Origin of the sequence: Streptomyces sp. NPDC006265 (assembly GCF_040613555.1) — a bacterium.
GTDB lineage: Bacteria > Actinomycetota > Actinomycetes > Streptomycetales > Streptomycetaceae > Streptomyces.
Map to the genome: position 1 here is coordinate 1 of NZ_JBEXSH010000091.1, position 16,830 is coordinate 16,830.

At 69.2% G+C, this 16,830-nt stretch carries 15 protein-coding genes and 1 pseudogene; 10 read left to right on the top strand and 6 right to left on the bottom strand.

The genetic code is table 11. From position 1 onward, the window contains the following. The 7 genes and pseudogenes from ABZ281_RS10760 to ABZ281_RS10790 all read left to right on the top strand — a co-directional run. Positions 1-574: pseudogene (locus ABZ281_RS10760) on the top strand (methyltransferase, FxLD system); the annotation flags it as partial. Continuing rightward, a complete protein-coding gene (locus tag ABZ281_RS10765) occupies positions 567-1,373 on the top strand; it encodes a PIG-L deacetylase family protein (RefSeq protein ID WP_356654153.1) in 807 nt (268 codons plus the stop codon). The pseudogene ABZ281_RS10760 and the gene ABZ281_RS10765, both read left to right, overlap by 8 nt. Before the next feature lie 64 nt (positions 1,374-1,437). Then, the gene (locus ABZ281_RS10770; RefSeq protein WP_356654155.1) at positions 1,438-2,367 is read left to right on the top strand and encodes a carbon-nitrogen hydrolase family protein; all 930 of its coding nucleotides are present in this window, start codon (positions 1,438-1,440) and stop codon (positions 2,365-2,367) included. Positions 2,368-2,623: 256 nt separating this feature from the next. Further along, positions 2,624-3,742 (top strand): NUDIX hydrolase, encoded by a 1,119-nt coding sequence (locus ABZ281_RS10775; RefSeq protein ID WP_356654157.1) that lies wholly within the window; start codon positions 2,624-2,626, stop codon positions 3,740-3,742. A gap of 115 nt (positions 3,743-3,857) precedes the next feature. After that, positions 3,858-4,820, top strand: a complete 963-nt coding sequence (locus tag ABZ281_RS10780; RefSeq protein ID WP_356654159.1) for an endonuclease/exonuclease/phosphatase family protein — start codon at positions 3,858-3,860, stop codon at positions 4,818-4,820. Continuing rightward, positions 4,820-5,500 carry a 2'-5' RNA ligase family protein gene (locus ABZ281_RS10785; protein ID WP_356654161.1) on the top strand — a complete coding sequence of 227 codons (681 nt, stop codon included), beginning with the start codon at positions 4,820-4,822 and terminating at the stop codon, positions 5,498-5,500. Before ABZ281_RS10780 ends, ABZ281_RS10785 begins: the two co-directional genes overlap by 1 nt. Positions 5,501-5,715: 215 nt before the next feature. Then, on the top strand, positions 5,716-6,309 hold the full coding sequence (locus ABZ281_RS10790; protein WP_356654163.1) for a hypothetical protein: 594 nt from the start codon (positions 5,716-5,718) through the stop codon (positions 6,307-6,309). Here ABZ281_RS10790 and ABZ281_RS10795 read toward each other — a convergent pair. Both ABZ281_RS10795 and ABZ281_RS10800 read right to left on the bottom strand, forming a co-directional pair. Beyond that, a complete protein-coding gene (locus tag ABZ281_RS10795) occupies positions 6,273-9,620 on the bottom strand; it encodes a Helicase associated domain protein (RefSeq protein WP_356654165.1) in 3,348 nt (1,115 codons plus the stop codon). The genes ABZ281_RS10790 and ABZ281_RS10795 overlap by 37 nt on opposite strands. 139 nt (positions 9,621-9,759) lie before the next feature. After that, positions 9,760-10,248: a hypothetical protein gene (locus ABZ281_RS10800; RefSeq protein WP_356654167.1), complete on the bottom strand. Its 489-nt coding sequence runs from the start codon at positions 10,246-10,248 to the stop codon at positions 9,760-9,762. Between the two features lie 477 nt (positions 10,249-10,725). Here ABZ281_RS10800 and ABZ281_RS10805 point away from each other — a divergent pair, with 477 nt between their 5' ends. Further along, positions 10,726-11,358: a hypothetical protein gene (locus ABZ281_RS10805; RefSeq protein WP_356654169.1), complete on the top strand. Its 633-nt coding sequence runs from the start codon at positions 10,726-10,728 to the stop codon at positions 11,356-11,358. A gap of 14 nt (positions 11,359-11,372) precedes the next feature. Continuing rightward, complete coding sequence (locus ABZ281_RS10810) at positions 11,373-12,083, top strand: hypothetical protein (RefSeq protein ID WP_356654171.1); 711 nt, start codon at positions 11,373-11,375, stop codon at positions 12,081-12,083. Positions 12,084-12,149: 66 nt separating this feature from the next. Here the strand turns inward: ABZ281_RS10810 and ABZ281_RS10815 are convergent, their stop codons facing one another. After that, on the bottom strand, positions 12,150-13,184 hold the full coding sequence (locus ABZ281_RS10815; protein WP_356654173.1) for an XRE family transcriptional regulator: 1,035 nt from the start codon (positions 13,182-13,184) through the stop codon (positions 12,150-12,152). Between the two features lie 128 nt (positions 13,185-13,312). Here ABZ281_RS10815 and ABZ281_RS10820 point away from each other — a divergent pair, with 128 nt between their 5' ends. Continuing rightward, positions 13,313-13,816 carry a hypothetical protein gene (locus ABZ281_RS10820; protein WP_356654175.1) on the top strand — a complete coding sequence of 168 codons (504 nt, stop codon included), beginning with the start codon at positions 13,313-13,315 and terminating at the stop codon, positions 13,814-13,816. An 87-nt stretch (positions 13,817-13,903) separates the two neighbouring features. Here ABZ281_RS10820 and ABZ281_RS10825 read toward each other — a convergent pair whose 3' ends face one another. From ABZ281_RS10825 to ABZ281_RS10835, 3 genes are all read right to left on the bottom strand, one after another. Beyond that, positions 13,904-14,206, bottom strand: coding sequence for a hypothetical protein (locus ABZ281_RS10825; protein ID WP_356654177.1), 303 nt, complete (start codon positions 14,204-14,206; stop codon positions 13,904-13,906). A gap of 143 nt (positions 14,207-14,349) precedes the next feature. Next, a complete protein-coding gene (locus ABZ281_RS10830) occupies positions 14,350-14,991 on the bottom strand; it encodes a hypothetical protein (protein ID WP_356654179.1) in 642 nt (213 codons plus the stop codon). 81 nt (positions 14,992-15,072) lie between these two features. Continuing rightward, entirely contained in the window at positions 15,073-16,407 is a 1,335-nt protein-coding gene (locus tag ABZ281_RS10835; RefSeq protein WP_356654181.1) for a tetratricopeptide repeat protein, read from the bottom strand. Positions 16,408-16,830: the final 423 nt, after the last annotated feature.

Consider the following 16,830-nt stretch of genomic DNA (forward strand, 5'->3'; position numbering starts at 1 on the left):
GGTACGGCTGGCCGACGGCGACGTCACGGTTCGGTGGGAGGACGGGACGCCCGGCGACACTGCCGGTCTCGACGAGGCGCTGCGTCGGCCCCGGCATGAGTGTTCCACCGGCCTCGTCGTCCGGGGGATCTTCAACTTCGAGACCTTGCAGGTCTATGCCGCGACCACGCTGGCGGGGTTCTGCCGCCTGACCGCACCGGAGGGGTCCACGCTCGTGGAGCAGCAGGACGCGGCCGCGATCCTGACGAACGGTTCGCTTGCCTACTTGACCTACCGGAAGGTCAAAGATGCCCCGGAGCCGGCCGACCGCATCACGGAGTTCTTCATCCACGCCTACGGCCCAGCAGCCGAAGAGGTGGCGGAGCGCTTCACCGAGTGTGTACGCGTCTGGGATCGCGAGGTGCGCGAGAGCGGCTATCCGCCGATGACCGTCCACCCGGCCGCAACGCCCGACGACCAGCTGCCGCCCGGCGATGTCCTCGACAAGCCCAGCGCACGGCTTGTCTTCCAGTGGCCGGGCCGGATCCCAGCCGACGCACTGAGTCTCTCGATCGCAGGGGGACAGCATGCCTGACTCCGACGAGCTGATCTCCGAGAAGTCGGCGTCCTCCGCTTGGCCGTCCCTGCTCGGCGTGTTCGCCCATCCCGACGACGAGAGCCTCCTCGCCGGCGGTGTCCTCGCTCAGCACGCCGCCGCGCATGCGCGCACCGCTGTCGTCACCATGACGTGGGCGCCCGACAGCCCGCGGGCTCCCGAACTCGCCGACGCCTTGCGGGCGCTCGGCGCGAGCGCACCGCGCATGCTCGGATACGGCGATGCCCGCAACTCGCAGGCGGCTCCGGGCCGTCCCCGGCTCGTCGACGCACCGTTCGACGAGGTGGTCGCCGCCCTGGTCCAGCAGATCCGCTCGTTCCGCCCCGACATCTTGGTCACGCACGACGCCCTGGGCCAGCTGACCGGTCACCCGGACCACCGCCGCGCCCACCAGGCCGCTCTCCTCGCCGCTCAGGACGCGGGGCTCCCGCACCTTCACCCCGAGGCCGGTGAGCCCTGGCAACCGCGTGCCGTGTACTGCGCCACGCACCCCGAGTCCGGTGTCGGCGAGCTCGGGCCGCTTCTGGAGGCCGTCGGCAAAGACGTGCTCGCGGTGCCGGACGCGTACGCCACCACGGCCGTCGACGTCACCCCGTACCTGGTAAAGAAGTGGGCCGCCATCCTCGCGCACCGCGGCGAGGTCGCTCGTGAACGGCCGCTACCCGGGATCCTCGCCCGCCTGCCGCAAGAGATCCGAAACAAGATCATCGCGACCGAGTACTTCACCCGCCTCACCCCCGGTCCCACAAAGGGCGACCCGTCCCAGCTGAGCATCTGACACCCCGCCCCGCGCCGACCACCCCTTCACCGCCCACGAGCAAGCACTCACCGATCGGAGAGAGATGGCTACCACTTCTGCACCCGAGGAACATTCCCGTGGGGCCCGGACACTGCGGCTGGCGGTCGCACAGAGCACGGTGCCGGAGGACCCCGCTGATCGAGGAGCACTGCAGGCGGCCGGGCAGCAGATCCGGGCCCTGATGGTCGAGGCCGCCGAGGCAGGTGCGCGGCTGGTGCAGTTTCCCGAGGGGGCGATCACCTACCCGAGCAAGCACGTGGTGGCGACGGGCCCGGCCGGTGAGCTGGTGCCGGCCGACTGGAGCCGTGCCGCGTGGGATGTGATTGGCGAGGAAGCGGAGTCGATCACCGCGCTGGCTGGAAAGCTCGGCTTGTGGACGGTGTTCGGATCGCTCCACCCCCTCACACCGCCGAACCGACCGCACAACAGCCTCTACATCGTCTCCGACCGCGGCCGGCTGGTCGCACGGTACGACAAACGATTCCTTTCGCACACCGAGGTGTCCTACCTGTACTCCCCCGGACATCAGCCGCTCGTCATCGAGGTCGACAGCATCAAGTTCGGCTTCGCGCTGTGCGTCGAGGCCAACTTCCCGGAAATCTTCGCCGAGTACGAACGCCTGGACGTCGACTGCGTCCTGCTGTCGGTGATGGTCGACGACGCGCACCGAGCCCGTGTCGCTCAGGCGTACGGAACGCTCTATACCTACTGGCTCGGCTACTCCATCCCAGCCCAGTACAGCGCCACGGCGCCGTCCGGGATCGTGGCGCCCGGCGGCCGCTGGCTGGCGCGCTGTCCCGCGAACGGACATCCCGCCCTCGCGGTCGCGGACATCGACCTCGACTCGCAGGACGAAGACATCAACGTGGCCATTCGTTACGCCCGCCCGTGGCGGCGCTCTGCCCGAGCCGGACTCTACGACGAGCGGACCCCTGGGGGAGACCCCCGCAGCGACGTCCGCACGGCGTTCTGAGACCTCCTTACTGCCAGATTCACCGACCCCACCCTCCGGCACGGTTTCCGTCCCCACTGCGGGAGCCACCCGATTCCCATCGCTGACGACTCCGACGTGGTCATGGTGACCGGCTGCAATCTCGACGACCGCAGCGGTACCCCCGGCTCAGGCCCGTCCCCCTTCACCGGTGCGCCCCATCGGCTCACCGCCCGTCGGCGGCCGACCGCCCCGCCCTTTCCCTCGGCCGAACCGGCCCCTTCTGACTCGGAGAGCCATGACGACCACATCCGTTCCCGGTGAACTGCCCGGCACCACGATGAGCGACGAGGCGTACGGCGTGCTGCGCGCCTCGGCCGCCCTGTGGGTCGGCACGTCCGTGCTGATCACCAACCACGTCGGCCAGGTCCTGGTCCAGCACGTCGACTACCGCGACACATGTCTCTTGGCCGGTGGCGCCGTCGACAAGAACGAGTCCCCCGCGCACGCAGCAGCCCGTGAACTCGTGGAAGAGCTCGGAGTCACCGCCACCGTCGACCAGTGCCTGGCCGTCGACTGGATCGCCGCCGACAGCACCGGTGCGCCCGCCGCTATGCGGTTTCCCGGCGAAATTCTCTACGTCTTCGACGGCGGCGTGTGGGACGAGGACCGGATCGGCGAGATCCGACTGCCGCCGAGCGAGATCACCGGAATCGAGTTCGCCGAGCCCGCACGACTGCCCGAGCTGCTCTCTCCGACCGATGCCCGCCGCGCCCTGTCCGCGCTGCGAGCCCGGATCAATGCGGCCGGCACAGTACTCCTGGAAAACGGCCTCCCCCTCGCCGCCACCGTTCTCGACCGCCTTGCCGTCCTGCAGACGGCCCGCCCGACCTACCGCTACCCCTGGCACCACGGCCCGGCCCCGCGCAACCTCACCGTCACCCAGGCGTGGGCGTGGCTGTTCGCACCCGACGGCCGCGTCCTCGTCCTCCTCGAACCCCACACCGGCATCGCCATCTTGCCCGGCGGAACACCTGAGGAACAGGACCAGGGCGACCCAGTAGCCACCCTGCGTCGCGAATCCGACGAGGAGGCAGCAGCCCAGTTCGAGAATCCGCTGCTCCTGGGACACGTCACCGATCCTGCGGGACGGCGCGGCTACCTGCGCTACGCCGCGGCACTCACCAGCGTCGGCCCCGCACGGCCGGATCCGGCCACCGGCCACACCTACACCCGCGTCCTGGCCACCCCGGAACAGGCCACGGAACTCTTCGACTGGGGCCCGGCGGCCGCCGACCAGCTCGCCGCCGTCCACGAGGCCCGCCAGCAGCTCGGCCTCCCCCGAGCCGGCCGCCAGCCTGTCACCGAACTCGATGTTCTGACGCCGATCACCGAGCTTCCGGCCACGGGACTGTAAGAACTTCCCGGATTCCGGGGTGGGGCCGGCCGTGAGCCACACACCGACCAATCACCCTGGCCGGGCGCATCCGGCGCCTGGCTCAACACCATCAGCCCACGACAAGGAGGGGAACGTGCGGACCATACGTCTTGCCAATCTCAACGCGTACAAGCTCACTCCCGCCACACGAGGCACCAGCTCCTGGAACGCCCGGGCCACCGCCATCCAGGAGATCGCACCGGACATCCTGGCCCTGCAGGAAGTCGTCATCGGCGAGAACACCACCAGCCGCGATTCCTGGGAAGGCGAAGCCGCCGCGCTTATCCAGGACATGGCCGAGGAGTGCGGCCTGACCGCCACCGTGGGCGTGAGCGACGGTCACCCGCACGGCACTGCCATGGCCGCGAACTGGCACCGGCCGTGGTGGACAGCTCTGATGTGGAACCCCGACACCGTGAACCTGGTCGAGGGCTCCTACCGTCCCTTCGGCGCGCCGGACTACTGGCACGGCTGCACCACGGCCCGCTTCGACGTCGGCGCCAGGGAGCCGATCCTCGTGGCCAGCTATCACGGCGACCCCTTCCGCCCCGACTTCCGGTACAACGAGGCACTCCGGCTGAAGGGCACCTTTCGTACGACAGGTGGCGTCCAGCCCGGGTTCTGTGTGGGGGACTTCAACTCGATCTCGGCCGCGGACGTTGACGACGGGCAGGGCGGTCGCCGGTACTACGATGCCGAGCCCTATGTCGATATGCGCCATGACGACCTCGAGTTCCAGGTGCAGGACGGCACGATCGGCACGACGCAGCTGGCGGACCGGCGGGCGACCGAGGCGCTGCTGCGCAAGGGGTACATGGTCGATGCCGCCGCTCATCTCGGTGCTCCATGGGAGCCGACAGTCGGGCACTGGGAGGACGGCCGCGGCGATCCCGATCCGTGGGGGCCGAGGCGTATTGACCTGATCCTGGCCAGCCGCTCCGTCGCGCCCGCGCTGACCGGCTATCAGGCTCACCGCAGTGCCGCCGCCGAGGAAGCCTCCGACCATCTACCGGTCTACGTGGACTTCGACCCCTCCAAGATCAGCGAGGAGCGGTGATGCGGCGCTTCATGGGCCCGAATCGACTGTGGGGCAGTGAGGCCGGTCCGGAGGAGGACTGGGTCAAGCCGCACGTGCTGTGGCTGCCGCAGGACGACCCGCAGGTCCTCGACTACTTCGGCCGGCTGCGCGAGATCGTCGCCCGGTTCCCGGACGTGATCACGCCGATCGCGGACGAGGACCTGCACATGACGATCCAGTCCGTCCGGCAGCTCAACACCTCCGGGGTCCGCGTGGACGACGCGCAGCTCGCGGCTGCCGCCGTCGCGGTGCAGAGACAGCTCGATGACGTGGACCCCTTCGAGATCCAGATCGGCCCGGCCCGTGCATCCGGCTCCGCGGGCATCGTGGAGATCTGGCCGGAGGACGGACTGGCGGGCCTTAACCGGCGCGTCCGCGAAGGACTGCTCGCGGCCGGAATGGTCCTCCCGAAGGCCGAGAAGCACTACTGGTGCCACATGTCGTGCGGGTACGGGGCACAGGACAGTGATACGCCCGAACTGGCCGCACGGTCAGACCAGTTCGCCTCGGAGATCGGCAAGAGTATTCGTCCCGGAATCCGCACCTCGGCCACCATCTCCACCCTGTGGCTGGTGTGGGAGCGGCAGGAACCCGATCGCAACACGTACACGTTCACCCGTGTCCACGAGCTGCATCTGGGGGGAGGCCGTGTGAGCTGACGCTGGTCGGCCCCTGTGTCCGTCGGAGCGCGCCGACGGACACAGGCCGCGTTGCCTTCGATTCTGTTGCCCGCTCCGGGACCGACTCTGCGAGCCGCCCGCCGGCGCGCGGTGGGCACAAGGTGTGATGTGGGAACCCCTGCCGTGTGCTCTGCGGGTCTGAGGGCCGAGCCCGCGCAGGGGCAGTCAGCAGCGGTTGCGGCATGCTATGCCACATGCGGGATCTGATGCGGCAACTCGGTGATGTGGCTCGGCTCTTGGACGACGTCGGGCTGCTGCCGCCGCTTGAGATCACCTTCGCCCACGATCCGGACGACGGCCCATACGTCATCGTCGCCACTCCGCATCAGCTGGAGCTGGCTGACCAGCGCCTGGCGGTCGACCAGATCGCCACCCGGATCGGGGCGGTGCCCAAGGTCGGGGAAGTCCTGAGGGGCCGGTACGGAGCCTCGGTCCGTGGACGGTGGGCGAATACCCTCATCGTCGCCGTCACGAATGCTGCCCCGCAGCTGTCCGGAATGCCCGACCTGCCGATCCGCACGACGACGACCCGTGAGACCGCGGACCTGCTGCGGTCACTGATCGCATGGGCGCCGAGGCGACAGCAGCACATGGACGAGCTGGTGGTCAAAGACCGCAGCCGGGCGCACGCGGTGCACGCCATCGTCACCGCGGATGACGCCGCGCAGAGCTTGTTGGAAGGCTTGGTTCCCGACACCGACTCGGTCGGGCACCGGCCGGGCCGCCGCTACCGCGCCTTGCTTCCCACCGGTCACGCGCTGTCCGTCAGCGTCGATTCCCTCCGGTAGCCACCCCACTGTTCGGGACTCGGGGCACCGGTGTCGGTGGCCGCCGCGAACCACTGGGCGTCGAGCCGGTCGAGTAGGCCGAGATGGGTACGGTTGAGAATTCCGCGTTCGTGATTGCGGTGTTGGCGCACCAGCCACTTGTCGAGCCTGGATCCGCGCGGAGGCCGGAGATGGCCGTTGCGCTCCTTGAAAGCGACCGCCTCGTTGTACCGGTTGTCCCAGTGCTCAGCATAGGGGTCCCATGGGAAGCCGATTTTGTCGAGAAGCCTGATCCTCTCCTGGGGCAGTTTCCCCTGGTTCCGCTGAGTCCGCTGGACGTTCTTCCACGCTGCCAGAAATGTTCCATCAATGGTCCGGTATTCAGCAGGCACCTGGAAATGACCTTCCTCTTTGTGGAAGGCGACGAGCTCGTCGTAGGCACTCCGCCATATGGTCCAGAGCTGGTCGGCCGTTACTCCTAGGGCCTCAAGGAGTTCCCGGCGCTCGGGATCCAGACGGTTCTTGCGGTAGCCCACGGCCTGATTGTCGAGCCAGACCCGCTCGGGTGAACCCGCGGGCAGGCTACGCGGGCTCTTGGCCTCCCCCATCGCGGCGGACACCTCGTGGTAGCGGCGCATCCAGCGATCGCGTTCGAGATCCCACGGGAAATCGATACCGTCGAGAAGCCGCTGGCGCTCCTCGGAGAGTTTCCCGCTAGCCCGTACGGTCCGCTGGGTCGCTGCCCACGAGTAGAGGTTGATGCCCGATGTCGAGATGAAGTCCTGGGGAAGGTCCAGGTGTCCGTTTTCCTCGCGATAGGAGCGCAGGTCCCGGTAGGCGACCTTCCAGGTGTCATCGGGCACGGCCCACGCCATGCCTATGGCGTCGAGCTTCTCGACTCGGTGCTGGGCCAGCCGGCCTTGTGCCCGCGCCTTTCGCTGGTCAGCGATCCAGCCGCCGAGCTTGTATCCGGACGGGGACTCGTACTTGGCGTGGACACGCAGGTCCTTGTATCTGTCCTTGTAACTACGGGCCTCAGCAAGGCCCCGTTCCCACTTCGCCTCCAGCGGGTCCCAGACGATGCCCAGATCCTCCAACGCGCGGATCTTGTCCGCGCTCAGCCGGTCCTCGCGGCGGGCCTTTCGCTGGTTGCCGATCCAGGTGCCCAGCCGGAACGCATCGGAGCCGACGTACGCGCTGGGGACATCGAGGTGGCCGTGGCGCTCCCGGTACGCACAGGCGTACTGGTACGCCTGCTGCCACGCTTCGTCCAACGGCCGCCAGGCCATCCCGATCGCATCCAGCAGCACGATCTGTTCGGCGGACAGCTTGCCGGCCTCGTGGTGTTCGCGCTGCCGGCCGACCCAGGACCCCAGGCTGCACCCAGATGGCGTGGTGTGGGAGTTCGGAACGAGAAGGTCGCCGTGCTCGGCGAAGTATTGCTGGGCCTCGGTGTAGTTGCGCTGCCAAGCGGTCAGGGCCTTGTCCCATATCATGCCCAGCTGGTCCAGAGCGGCGATCCGCTCGTCGGGCAGTTTGCCCTGCCGGTAGGCCATACGCTGCCAGCCGATCCACTGGCCGAGCCCGTAGCCGTCCTCGGTGCGTTCGTCCTGGCGCACATTGAGGTGGCCGTGCTGCGCGTGGAACTTCTGTGCGTGCCCCAGTGCCGTGGCCCAGACGTCGTCGATGACGTTCCACACGATGTGCAGAGTCTGCAGCGCGTCCTCGCGCTCGCGGCTCAGCCGCCCCTCCCGCCGCGCCTTGCGCTGGTCGAGGATCCACTGGCCGACCCTCAGGCCGCCGGGGCTGACCCACTTTCCCGGCGTGTTGGCGTGCCCGTGCAGGTAGGCGTAGGCCCGCGCGGCGCCGAAGTACTCGTCCCAGCTCGGCGAACTCGCGCGCAGCGCGCGGATGGTGATGGCCTGGGCGAAGTCCGCCGGCATGTCGACGCCGAGGACGTGCAGCCAGGGCGGCAGCCTCGCCTCCCGCGGTCCGCCCTCGAACAGGCGGCCCTCACCGAGTTCGGCGCGTTTGATGCGCAGGTATTCCTCCAGCCGGTCGTCGTGATCGCGCAGGGCCCGGATCACCTGCCACACCGGCTCCCACGCGCTGCCCTCCAGCGCGGCCTCAGGGCTCTCTCCGGCCGACAAGAGCAGCGGCACCACGATGGTGGCCACCTTTTCGCTGCGTCCGCCGGTGCGCAGCGCCCGCCCGACTGCCTGGACGGTGTCCACCGCAGAGTCGCGGGGGCGGGTGAACACGACGGCGTCGACCGCGGGGACATCCACGCCCTCGGCGAGGACCTTGGCGTTGGAGACCATGACCATGTCCCCGTCGGGGTCGGCCAGCCGTTCGATGACTCGGCGGCGCAGGTGCGGGGCCTGCATCCCGGAGACGTGCCCGGCCCACAGGTCGATACTGCCCGGCAGCAGCGCTGCCGCCGCCGGCAGGGTCTGCGCCCACTTCTTCGCCTCGGCGACCCGGTGGTGGTACGAGATCGCCCGGCGCGCCCCGAACTCCCGCATGGCGCGCAGGACCGCGATCTGCCCGGCGAGCATGCCCGGGGAGAGCTTGGCTCCGCCCAGGGTCACCGCCAGCGTCTCGTCGGCGGCCAGCCGGTGCACCTCCTCGTCGGTGACGACGGGGACCACGACCCGGTAGTCGGCCAGCAGGCCCATCTCGATCGCCTTGGAGAACGGCAGCCGGTAGGACACCTGCCCAAAGATTGTGGTGTCCTGCATCGATACGGACTCTCCGCCGTGGTCCGAGATCCGGGGGGTGGCCGTCATGTAGAGGCGCCGCCGGGCCGGCACCAGCTCGTCACGGTGCACAGCCTTCCACGGGCCGTCTGCCCGTCCGGTGGTCCGGTGAGCCTCGTCGATGACGACCTGGTCCCAGTCGGGGAGACCGTGGCGGCTGTGCGCGTCGGCGAGCACGGGCAGGGAGGCGTAGGTCGACAGCACGGTGGCGCATTCCTCACCGCGGACGCACTCCGCGAGCACCTCGGAGGCGGTGGTGACGAGGACGTCCGGTTCGCCGTGCAGCAGCTCCAGTTCCGCGACGCTGGGATCCGAACAGAGCGCGACCACCGTGCCCAGCGGGCCATCGCCGGCGTCGCGGTAGGCGCGCAGGGTCTGGACCAGCAGCTCGATCGTAGGCAGCACGACCAGCACCCGCCGGACCGTGTCCAGACGAGCCACTGCGGCACGGCCGATCCGGGTCTTGCCCGTCCCGCATGCGGCGATCAGGGTCGTTCGACCGCCGCTGCCGATGGCCCGAGTGATCGCTTCCACCGCTTCGGCCTGATGCGGCCACAACTCACCTGATGCCATCCCCGCCCTCGACCCACCATCTGGACACGACACCGAACGAAGCCGTGACGGAACGCATTCTCCCTCGCTGGTCCACCCACTTCAACCGCCGTAGAACCAAGAGGCGTTCGGGCACTCCAGCGGCTTCCGGTCCGCCCCGTCACATGTCCAGGCCGTCCAGGCCGTCGCCGAAGAAGTCACTACGGTCCCGGGAGGGCGGATCGGGCCAGGTGGTGGGCTCGACGCCGGCCAGCCGGACGGTGAAGTGCCGGCCGTCCTCGATCAGGTCGAGACGCTCGGGTGGCAACGGCATCCTGAGAGGAACTGGAGGGTGCCTGCGACGGAAGTCCATGGCCTGCTCGATGTACGAGGCGATGTCGCCGGCGTACGCGTCCGGGTCACCGCGCCTGGGAGGCGAGGGCGTATGAGGCCCGTCCTGTAGCGCCTTGGCCTGCTGACGCCACCACGAGCGCCAGCAGTACAGAAGCGCGGGGAACAACTCGACGGGCGCATCGGTCGTCTCGCTGGTCATGGTCAGCAGCATGCCGTCCCGGTTGTCCAATTGCTCGGACGTGGACCTCAGCCCCACGCGACAGGTCTGGTCGTCGATCAGGGCTCCGGCGACCGTCGCCGCGCACAATGTCGACATGAGCCTGTCCACGACGAGGTCAGGCGGCTCGTCCTCGCAGACTCGGGATGCGACGGCCGCTGACGTCTGCAATCCGCGGGAGTACGCGGTTGAGCCGGAGTCGACGGCCGTCAGGAATTGGGTGAGCAGTGTGTCGTCAGGCTCGGGTTGCGGCCGTGGATCATGCCGGCTCAGGTGCACGGTCAACACCGATCCTGGTCCGGTGCCAGCACTGACGCGGGCGTCAATGCGGAACAGGACGCCGCCCGGCCGACCGCCCGACGGTGTCACGTGCACGCCACTCATGAGGCTCCTCGTCGATTCACCACGAGCACGGAGCCCCAGCGGCACGTCTCGTCGGCCCGCTTTTCTCCGCGCGGCTGCTAGGACATCTTCTCCAATCCGGCCACAGTCCGCCACGAACTCACCAAGTGCAGCGGTAGGTTCGGACAGTCCGCTTTCCAGCCCACGCCCCGACCGACCAGCAGGAGCCAGCCCATGCCCCCTCGCTCACCGGACCCCGAAGCGTGGGACGAGGCCGTACGGCGCGCCACCGACGCCACCGCGGCCGGCCGGCCCGGCGGGATGGACGAGCAGTGCTGGGACGACGTGGCCATGCGCTCCATCGTCGCCATGGTCCTCTACGCCCTGCACCTGCGTGAGCACCAGCCGGTCGACGCGATCGGCTGGCCGTCGGTGCTGTGGCAGCTGCGCGACGACGTGCGGGTCGCCGAGCTGGTCACCACCGTCCTGCCTCGCGCCGGCCATGACCTGGCCCGCACTGCGGCGCCCGGCGACCCGGTGGCCGAGTGCTGGCGGTGGCTGACCCGGACCGGGGACCCGAATGCCCCCGTGAAGTCGGCCTTCGTCCAGGCCGCCCTCTCGCACGGCTCCGGGGACGGCTGGGTGCCGGACGCACCGGAGCCCCGGTGGGGCGGCATGAGCCGAGGCATCGGCAACGGCCTGCCCGACCCCGCCCTGGTTAGGAACAGTTCGGGTGTCTCACGGCCCCTCCTGTCTCACCAGTACGGCTATCCCGGCATCGGCAGCGAACGACGGCTCGCACCCTTGGATGTCTCGCGAGTCGCCGGTAAGCGCTATTCGTTCGAGACCTGGGGGCTCGCGGCATGACGGAAGGGCGTCCGTTGGAGTGGGAGCAGTCGGTCGAACGCGCTGACCAGATCGCGAGCCTGGGGCATCAGTCGGCGGACAGTTGGGACGGGCGGGCAATTCGCGGGATGCTCGCTGTGGTGCTCGCGGGTCTGTCCAAGCGGCGGTGTCGGCCCATTGCGGATGTCGACGTCGGCAGTGTGCTGTGGCATCTCGACCAAGGTCCCGCGATGGTGCACGAACTCGCCGATGAGCTGGGACTGTCGGCCGAACACGCTCAGCCGACGGCGGCGGCCTCCGAGTGGGCCTGGTTGATCCGTCGCTGGCCGAACGTGCCCGCTCTGGCCAATAGCGATGGGATGCCGCGAGGGATCGCGCGTGGTTCCTCCGAGCCCGCGGTCGATGTGGTCACGCACTGGGCCGGAGCAGCCGCGCAGGACGCACTTGCTGCTGAGCGGCCGGCGGGCTTGCCCCCGCGGGCACGGGTCCGGGTGGTTCGTGGCGAGGATGAGGGGCGCGAAGGGGAAGTCGTCCGTGCAGCTTGGTTGATGGACGACGAGCACCGCACGGTGGTGGCGGGGCCGCCGCCGGGCTACGAGGTTGACCTCGTGGTTCCTGGCGAGGACTACGGGGTACGTCGAGCGGTGGTGCCGACCGTCGACGGCGAGATCAGGGTGGAGGCTCCAGGACCGCACGGCGAGCGCGTGATCGTTCGGGCGGACGACCTCGAGCCGCAGGACACATAGCCGCCCCTGTGCGAAGCGGGATCCCGGCGCCGCCGGGCATCCGGCGCCGCCGCGGTGCATCGCTCCTCAGACGAGAACGCCGCTGCGTTCGGCGAGGCCGCGCAGTTCCGTCGAGGTGGGTCCTGAGACCAGCAGGCTGGAGATCAGCGACTTCGTCGCCGGACGGGCGTGGGTCTCCTGTGGAGCGCATCGCTCGGCAGCGAGAAGGGTACGGACGCAGTCGCTGCGGCGGCCGAGGCCATCGTAGGTGATGGCGATGTCGCCCAGGGCGCGGGAGCGGCGTTCGACGCTGGGCAGCGCCTTCAGCGAGATTGCGCGGGCTGCGTCGAGCGCGGCCCGGGGATCGCCTGCGTGGTTTTCGGCGCTGATTCTGTGGAGTCGCACGGTGAGGGGGCTGAACCCGCCGCCGTGCTCGCGCAGCAGGGTGGCGCCGCCGAGTTCCTTGGCGATGGCGGCGGCTTCGTCGGTCAGCTCGCGCATCCCGTCCCGGTCGCCTCGGCATGCAAGGGTGTACGACGCGCTCTGCACCAGGAGCCCGCGTACCGCGGTGCCGGCTCGTCCGACGCCTCGCAGATCCGGGTGATCGGCGGCGGAGAGCGCGATCGACAACGCCTGGTCATGCCATCCCGCCTTCCTGGCGAGCACGGCCAACTGACGGGCGGATTCGGCGACCACAAGGACGTCTCCACCTGCCTCGGCGAGCTGCCGCGCACGGTCGGCGGCCATCCAGCCGAGCTGCTGCTCGTCCATCTTCACGAGCATGCGGGTGGCCAGCAGGTAGCTCTTGGCCAGGAGGGCGTAGTGCTCCGTGGCCTCGTCGTTGGTGGAAAGCGCGTGGCCGGCGCGGATGAGGCGGGGCAGGCGCACGGCGAGGGACGCGTAGCGGCAGGCGTCGAAGTCGGCGAGCGCGCGGGCGAAGTTACTGGAGAGCGCCTCGGACGACGGCGAGTCCGTCGCCGCACCCAATCCGAGCATCGCATCCCGGAGCCGGGCGACGAGCAGCTCGCCGAGCAGGGCTTCGTTGGCCTGCGCGGTTCCGCTCCCGAGCAGTGGAGCGGCGGCCGTGGCCGCCAGGCCCGCGAGCAACTTCCGTCGGCGCACCGGATCTTCACCGTCCTCCCACCCGGATCTACCCACCCTATGGGCGGGGAGCCGCGGGAAGGAGCTGGTTGCGCCGATCGGCTGACCGTGTCGAACTTCCACCCGGGGTTCGGGCGGCGCCAGGCCGAATGCCCCAGCAGTGGCAGTCCACCGCGGACGAAGTCGCCTTCGGCAGCACGTTCTTCCAGCGGATGCGGCAGGTGGAAGAAGAGCCGGATCCCGTCTTCCCGCAAGGGGCGGACTGGTGGCAGCGCCTGCACACCGAGAGCTTCCACACGCTGGCCCGGGTCGTCGCGATGGTGCAGGACGAGCTGCTGCCCGCCGGGCGTGAGCGCCTCGCCGACTCGCCGATGGTGGAGCTGGCCGAGCTGTACGTCAGCGCGGCCGCGCCGCTGCTCCCGCACGCAGAGCGGCTGCTCGCGGCCTGGAACGATGCCGATCTGCCTGCCCCCACGGCCGAGAAGATCGCCCGCGAGGCAGGGCGGTTGAACCTACCGGCGGAGAAGGCCGAGGCCCGGCTGCGGTACGAGAACGCCTCCCGGTGGGAGGAGGAGACCAACCCTCGCGACCTTTGGGACGACCTCCGGCCGGCCTGGGCACATCTGGGGGCGGTGCGGTCCACCGGTTCGTAATGCCGGCGCACCTTGTCGCGCGACGTGAAGAAGTAGTCCATGGCGCTCCCCTGAGACATCTAGAGAACCAGGAACCTAACTGTGTCCTCACCAGCACGTTTGCACCGGGCGGACCCGGTGAGACAGCTGCCGACACTTGGCATAACTCTGGAGGTCTGCATCCATTGGGCGGCAGGCGTCGTCCAACGTCAGATGATCACCGAGAGCCAGGGCCACCACACCCACGACCGCCTCAAGGTCACCTCCGGGGCGTTCGCCGGACACCGCGGGTACGTACGGGACCTTGGTGGGGTAGCCCGTGGCGTTGGACCCGCACACCGTCTGGATCGCGGCGCGGACGGTGGTGTGGAGGTCGTTGAGGGGCTCGTCGGGATGGATGTCGGCGATCACTCCGGTCGAAGTCGCGGCACAGGCCGTGTCCCCTGCAGGTCGTGTCGCTTTCTGCGTGGCCGACCGAGCGGTGTCTGTCGTGTGGGATGCCGCGCCCCGGTGTCGCATTCGAGCACTCCAAGCTCTTCCCGATGAGTTCGGCATCACATCTCGAGCGGGATCAGAGGGGCGACGGGCTCCCAAGTGATCGTCTTCTTCTCTGAGCTGGCCGTGACGTCGACCAACTCGATGGAGTCCACGCGGAGCGGTGCGTGGCTTGGTCGGACGCGGCGCAGACGGCGGTGGATCTGGTGGAAGTGATCCAAGGGCACCTCGGCCGTGGCGTACGACTCAGTTAGGTGGATCACTCCGGACTCATACGTCGTCGCGTCGGGCCCGTAAATGAGCTCGAAGGCCCGGGTGGCGGCAGTGCGCAGAGCGTTCAGCGGCTCGTCCGGTCCAAGGTCAAAAAGAATCCCGGTGGGGTACGCCAGAGGACTTCCAGCGGTGATGGTGAACGGGGCGATGGAGTGCATCTGCTTGGCCAACTCGGCCGCGAGAGCCTGCCGTTCGGCTTCCGGGACATCGCGGGCAGCTCGTGAACTCAGCTGGTACAGCGTGATGTGGAACCACTCGTCGCCGACGTGGGTCAGGGGGTCGTCCTTCGTCGCGTTGCGGACGCCGCGAATGAGCTCGGCGAGCTCCGGATTGTGGCCGAGATCGACGGTGGCGTAGGCGTGGAGCAAGGACGGCGTACGCCCGGCTTCCCACAAGTCTTTGCCCTGCTGAAACGTGAACGCCTTCATGATGAGCCACCGTACCGACGCGAGCTCCAAGTCCGAGGGTGAACAGGAGGGTTGTCGACTCCATGACGCTCGGAGACAGGCTTACGCGGGGGCTGCCGCCCGTGTCCTCAGCTCTTGGGCTTGGGGCAAGTTCGGGAAGCGACGGAGACGTACACGCATGTCCTGGATGGCGGAGCGGACCTTGACGGAGCGGACGCCATCGGCGCAGTCAAGGAAGTCAGCCCAGGTGGACATGGCGCCATCCACGTTGCCTTGGCGTAGGCGGACGCCGCCGAGGTCGGCCAGGACGATGGCACGGGTGCGGCGGCGGTCGAGGCCGTGGATTTCGAGGGCAAGGCGTAGGTGTTCTTCGGCGGCGGTGAGGTCGCCGAGGCGGGTGTGGATCATCCCGGTTTCGTGGGCCCAGCGGCCGGGCGAGTAGTGGGCGGCCCACGAGTCGCCAGTGCCGGTTGAGGGCTTGCCGATGGCGGTCTCGGCGAGGGCGAGGTGCTGGGTGGCGAGCGTGCGGTCGTTGTCCTGGGCGGCGGCGTTGGCGAGGGTTGCGTTGTAGTAGGCCACGGCGCGCGGGTTCTGCAGAGTTCGGCCGTAGTGGACGCAGGCTTCGCTGAGCTGAACGGCTTCGGCGCGGTAGCCGAGATCGATGCACTGCACGGCGAGCCCGCGGAGGGCGGTGCCGGCAAGTTCAGGGTCGCCGGCTTCGTCGGCGAGCCGGTAGGCGTGAGCGTAGTAGCCCTGAGCGATGCCCTGGAGCTCGGCGGTGTCGCCCTCGTCCTGTGCCATCCAGCCTGCGAGGTGCGTGAGCTGGGAGGTGGCTGCGAACAGTTCCTTACCCGTGGCTTCGGTGTATTTGCCGTTCAGCCAGGGGGCCACGTCTTCGGTGAGGTAGCGCACGGCGAGGTGGCGGGCGTGACCGCCGCCGAGCTCGGAGGCGGAGTCTCCGAGGGTTCTGACCATGACCTTGATGGCTTCGACCTCGCCGCGGCCGACGCGCACGGCGCTTGGCGTCGTGCTGGTGACGCGTCGGGTGATGCTTTCGGGGTCGGGCAGGCCGAGTGCGGCGAGGGCGTAGCCGCTGGACGCGGTGAGGAAGTTCCGGCGGTCCACGTCGAGGTCGTTCCTTCCCAACTCAATGACTGAGGCCACGGTATCGGCGTGAGCCGGTGCGGGGGCGCGGGATTGACGGATCTTCGCCAGGTCGGGGTCGAGATCGAGGACGCGGGCGACGTGGGGCCACCAGAAGCCGGGCGTCCGGTCGCCGGTCATCCATTTGCGGGCGTACTGGCGGTCTATGCGGCCGGGGCCGCTGCCTTCATCCCGGCCGACGGCTCGGGCCAGGTCAGTGGGGCCCCAGCCGCGTTCCCTGCAAGCCGCGCGGATCAGGTCCGCGATGGTCTGAGCGTGCGGCTTACTCGTCATCCCGTTCACCCCAACCCTGGACTACGCGGGCCTACGCAGGACTACATCCTTCCCTCTCCCCAGGGTCCGCACCCGGCGCTTGACTGAACATCGTCCGCCTCGAACTCGGGTTCTCCAACCGGGTGTTGGTCAACGGCGGCTTCGGTTCCCGACTGAGCGTGGTCGTCGGGTTCCGGAGCCATTCACCCGAGGAGGCGGGGTGGGCCGCTCGTGTCGGTGCGGGCGGCCCGCTGTCCCGACGGTGCCCGTGGCTGCCGGCGTGATCGACGGCCAGGACGCTCTGGTGATGCCGGCACGGCGCCACCCGGCCGAGAGGAGGTCAGCGATGTCGTACGACCACTGAGTCCGAGGAACCCGGGGCGGGGGCCCGCTCGGGGGGGCCCCCCCACCCCCCCCACCCAGCACCCACCCCACCCCGGGGTG

Coding starts and splice junctions, on each gene's coding strand:
- ABZ281_RS10805 (WP_356654169.1), top strand. CDS start 10,726: ATGCCCCCTCGCTCACCGGACCCCGAAGCGTGGGACGAGGCCGTACGG.
- ABZ281_RS10785 (WP_356654161.1), top strand. CDS start 4,820: ATGCGGCGCTTCATGGGCCCGAATCGACTGTGGGGCAGTGAGGCCGGT.
- ABZ281_RS10830 (WP_356654179.1), bottom strand. CDS start 14,991: ATGAAGGCGTTCACGTTTCAGCAGGGCAAAGACTTGTGGGAAGCCGGG.
- ABZ281_RS10835 (WP_356654181.1), bottom strand. CDS start 16,407: ATGACGAGTAAGCCGCACGCTCAGACCATCGCGGACCTGATCCGCGCG.
- ABZ281_RS10765 (WP_356654153.1), top strand. CDS start 567: ATGCCTGACTCCGACGAGCTGATCTCCGAGAAGTCGGCGTCCTCCGCT.
- ABZ281_RS10800 (WP_356654167.1), bottom strand. CDS start 10,248: ATGTCGACATTGTGCGCGGCGACGGTCGCCGGAGCCCTGATCGACGAC.
- ABZ281_RS10775 (WP_356654157.1), top strand. CDS start 2,624: ATGACGACCACATCCGTTCCCGGTGAACTGCCCGGCACCACGATGAGC.
- ABZ281_RS10795 (WP_356654165.1), bottom strand. CDS start 9,620: ATGGCATCAGGTGAGTTGTGGCCGCATCAGGCCGAAGCGGTGGAAGCG.
- ABZ281_RS10820 (WP_356654175.1), top strand. CDS start 13,313: ATGCCCCAGCAGTGGCAGTCCACCGCGGACGAAGTCGCCTTCGGCAGC.
- ABZ281_RS10770 (WP_356654155.1), top strand. CDS start 1,438: ATGGCTACCACTTCTGCACCCGAGGAACATTCCCGTGGGGCCCGGACA.
- ABZ281_RS10790 (WP_356654163.1), top strand. CDS start 5,716: ATGCGGGATCTGATGCGGCAACTCGGTGATGTGGCTCGGCTCTTGGAC.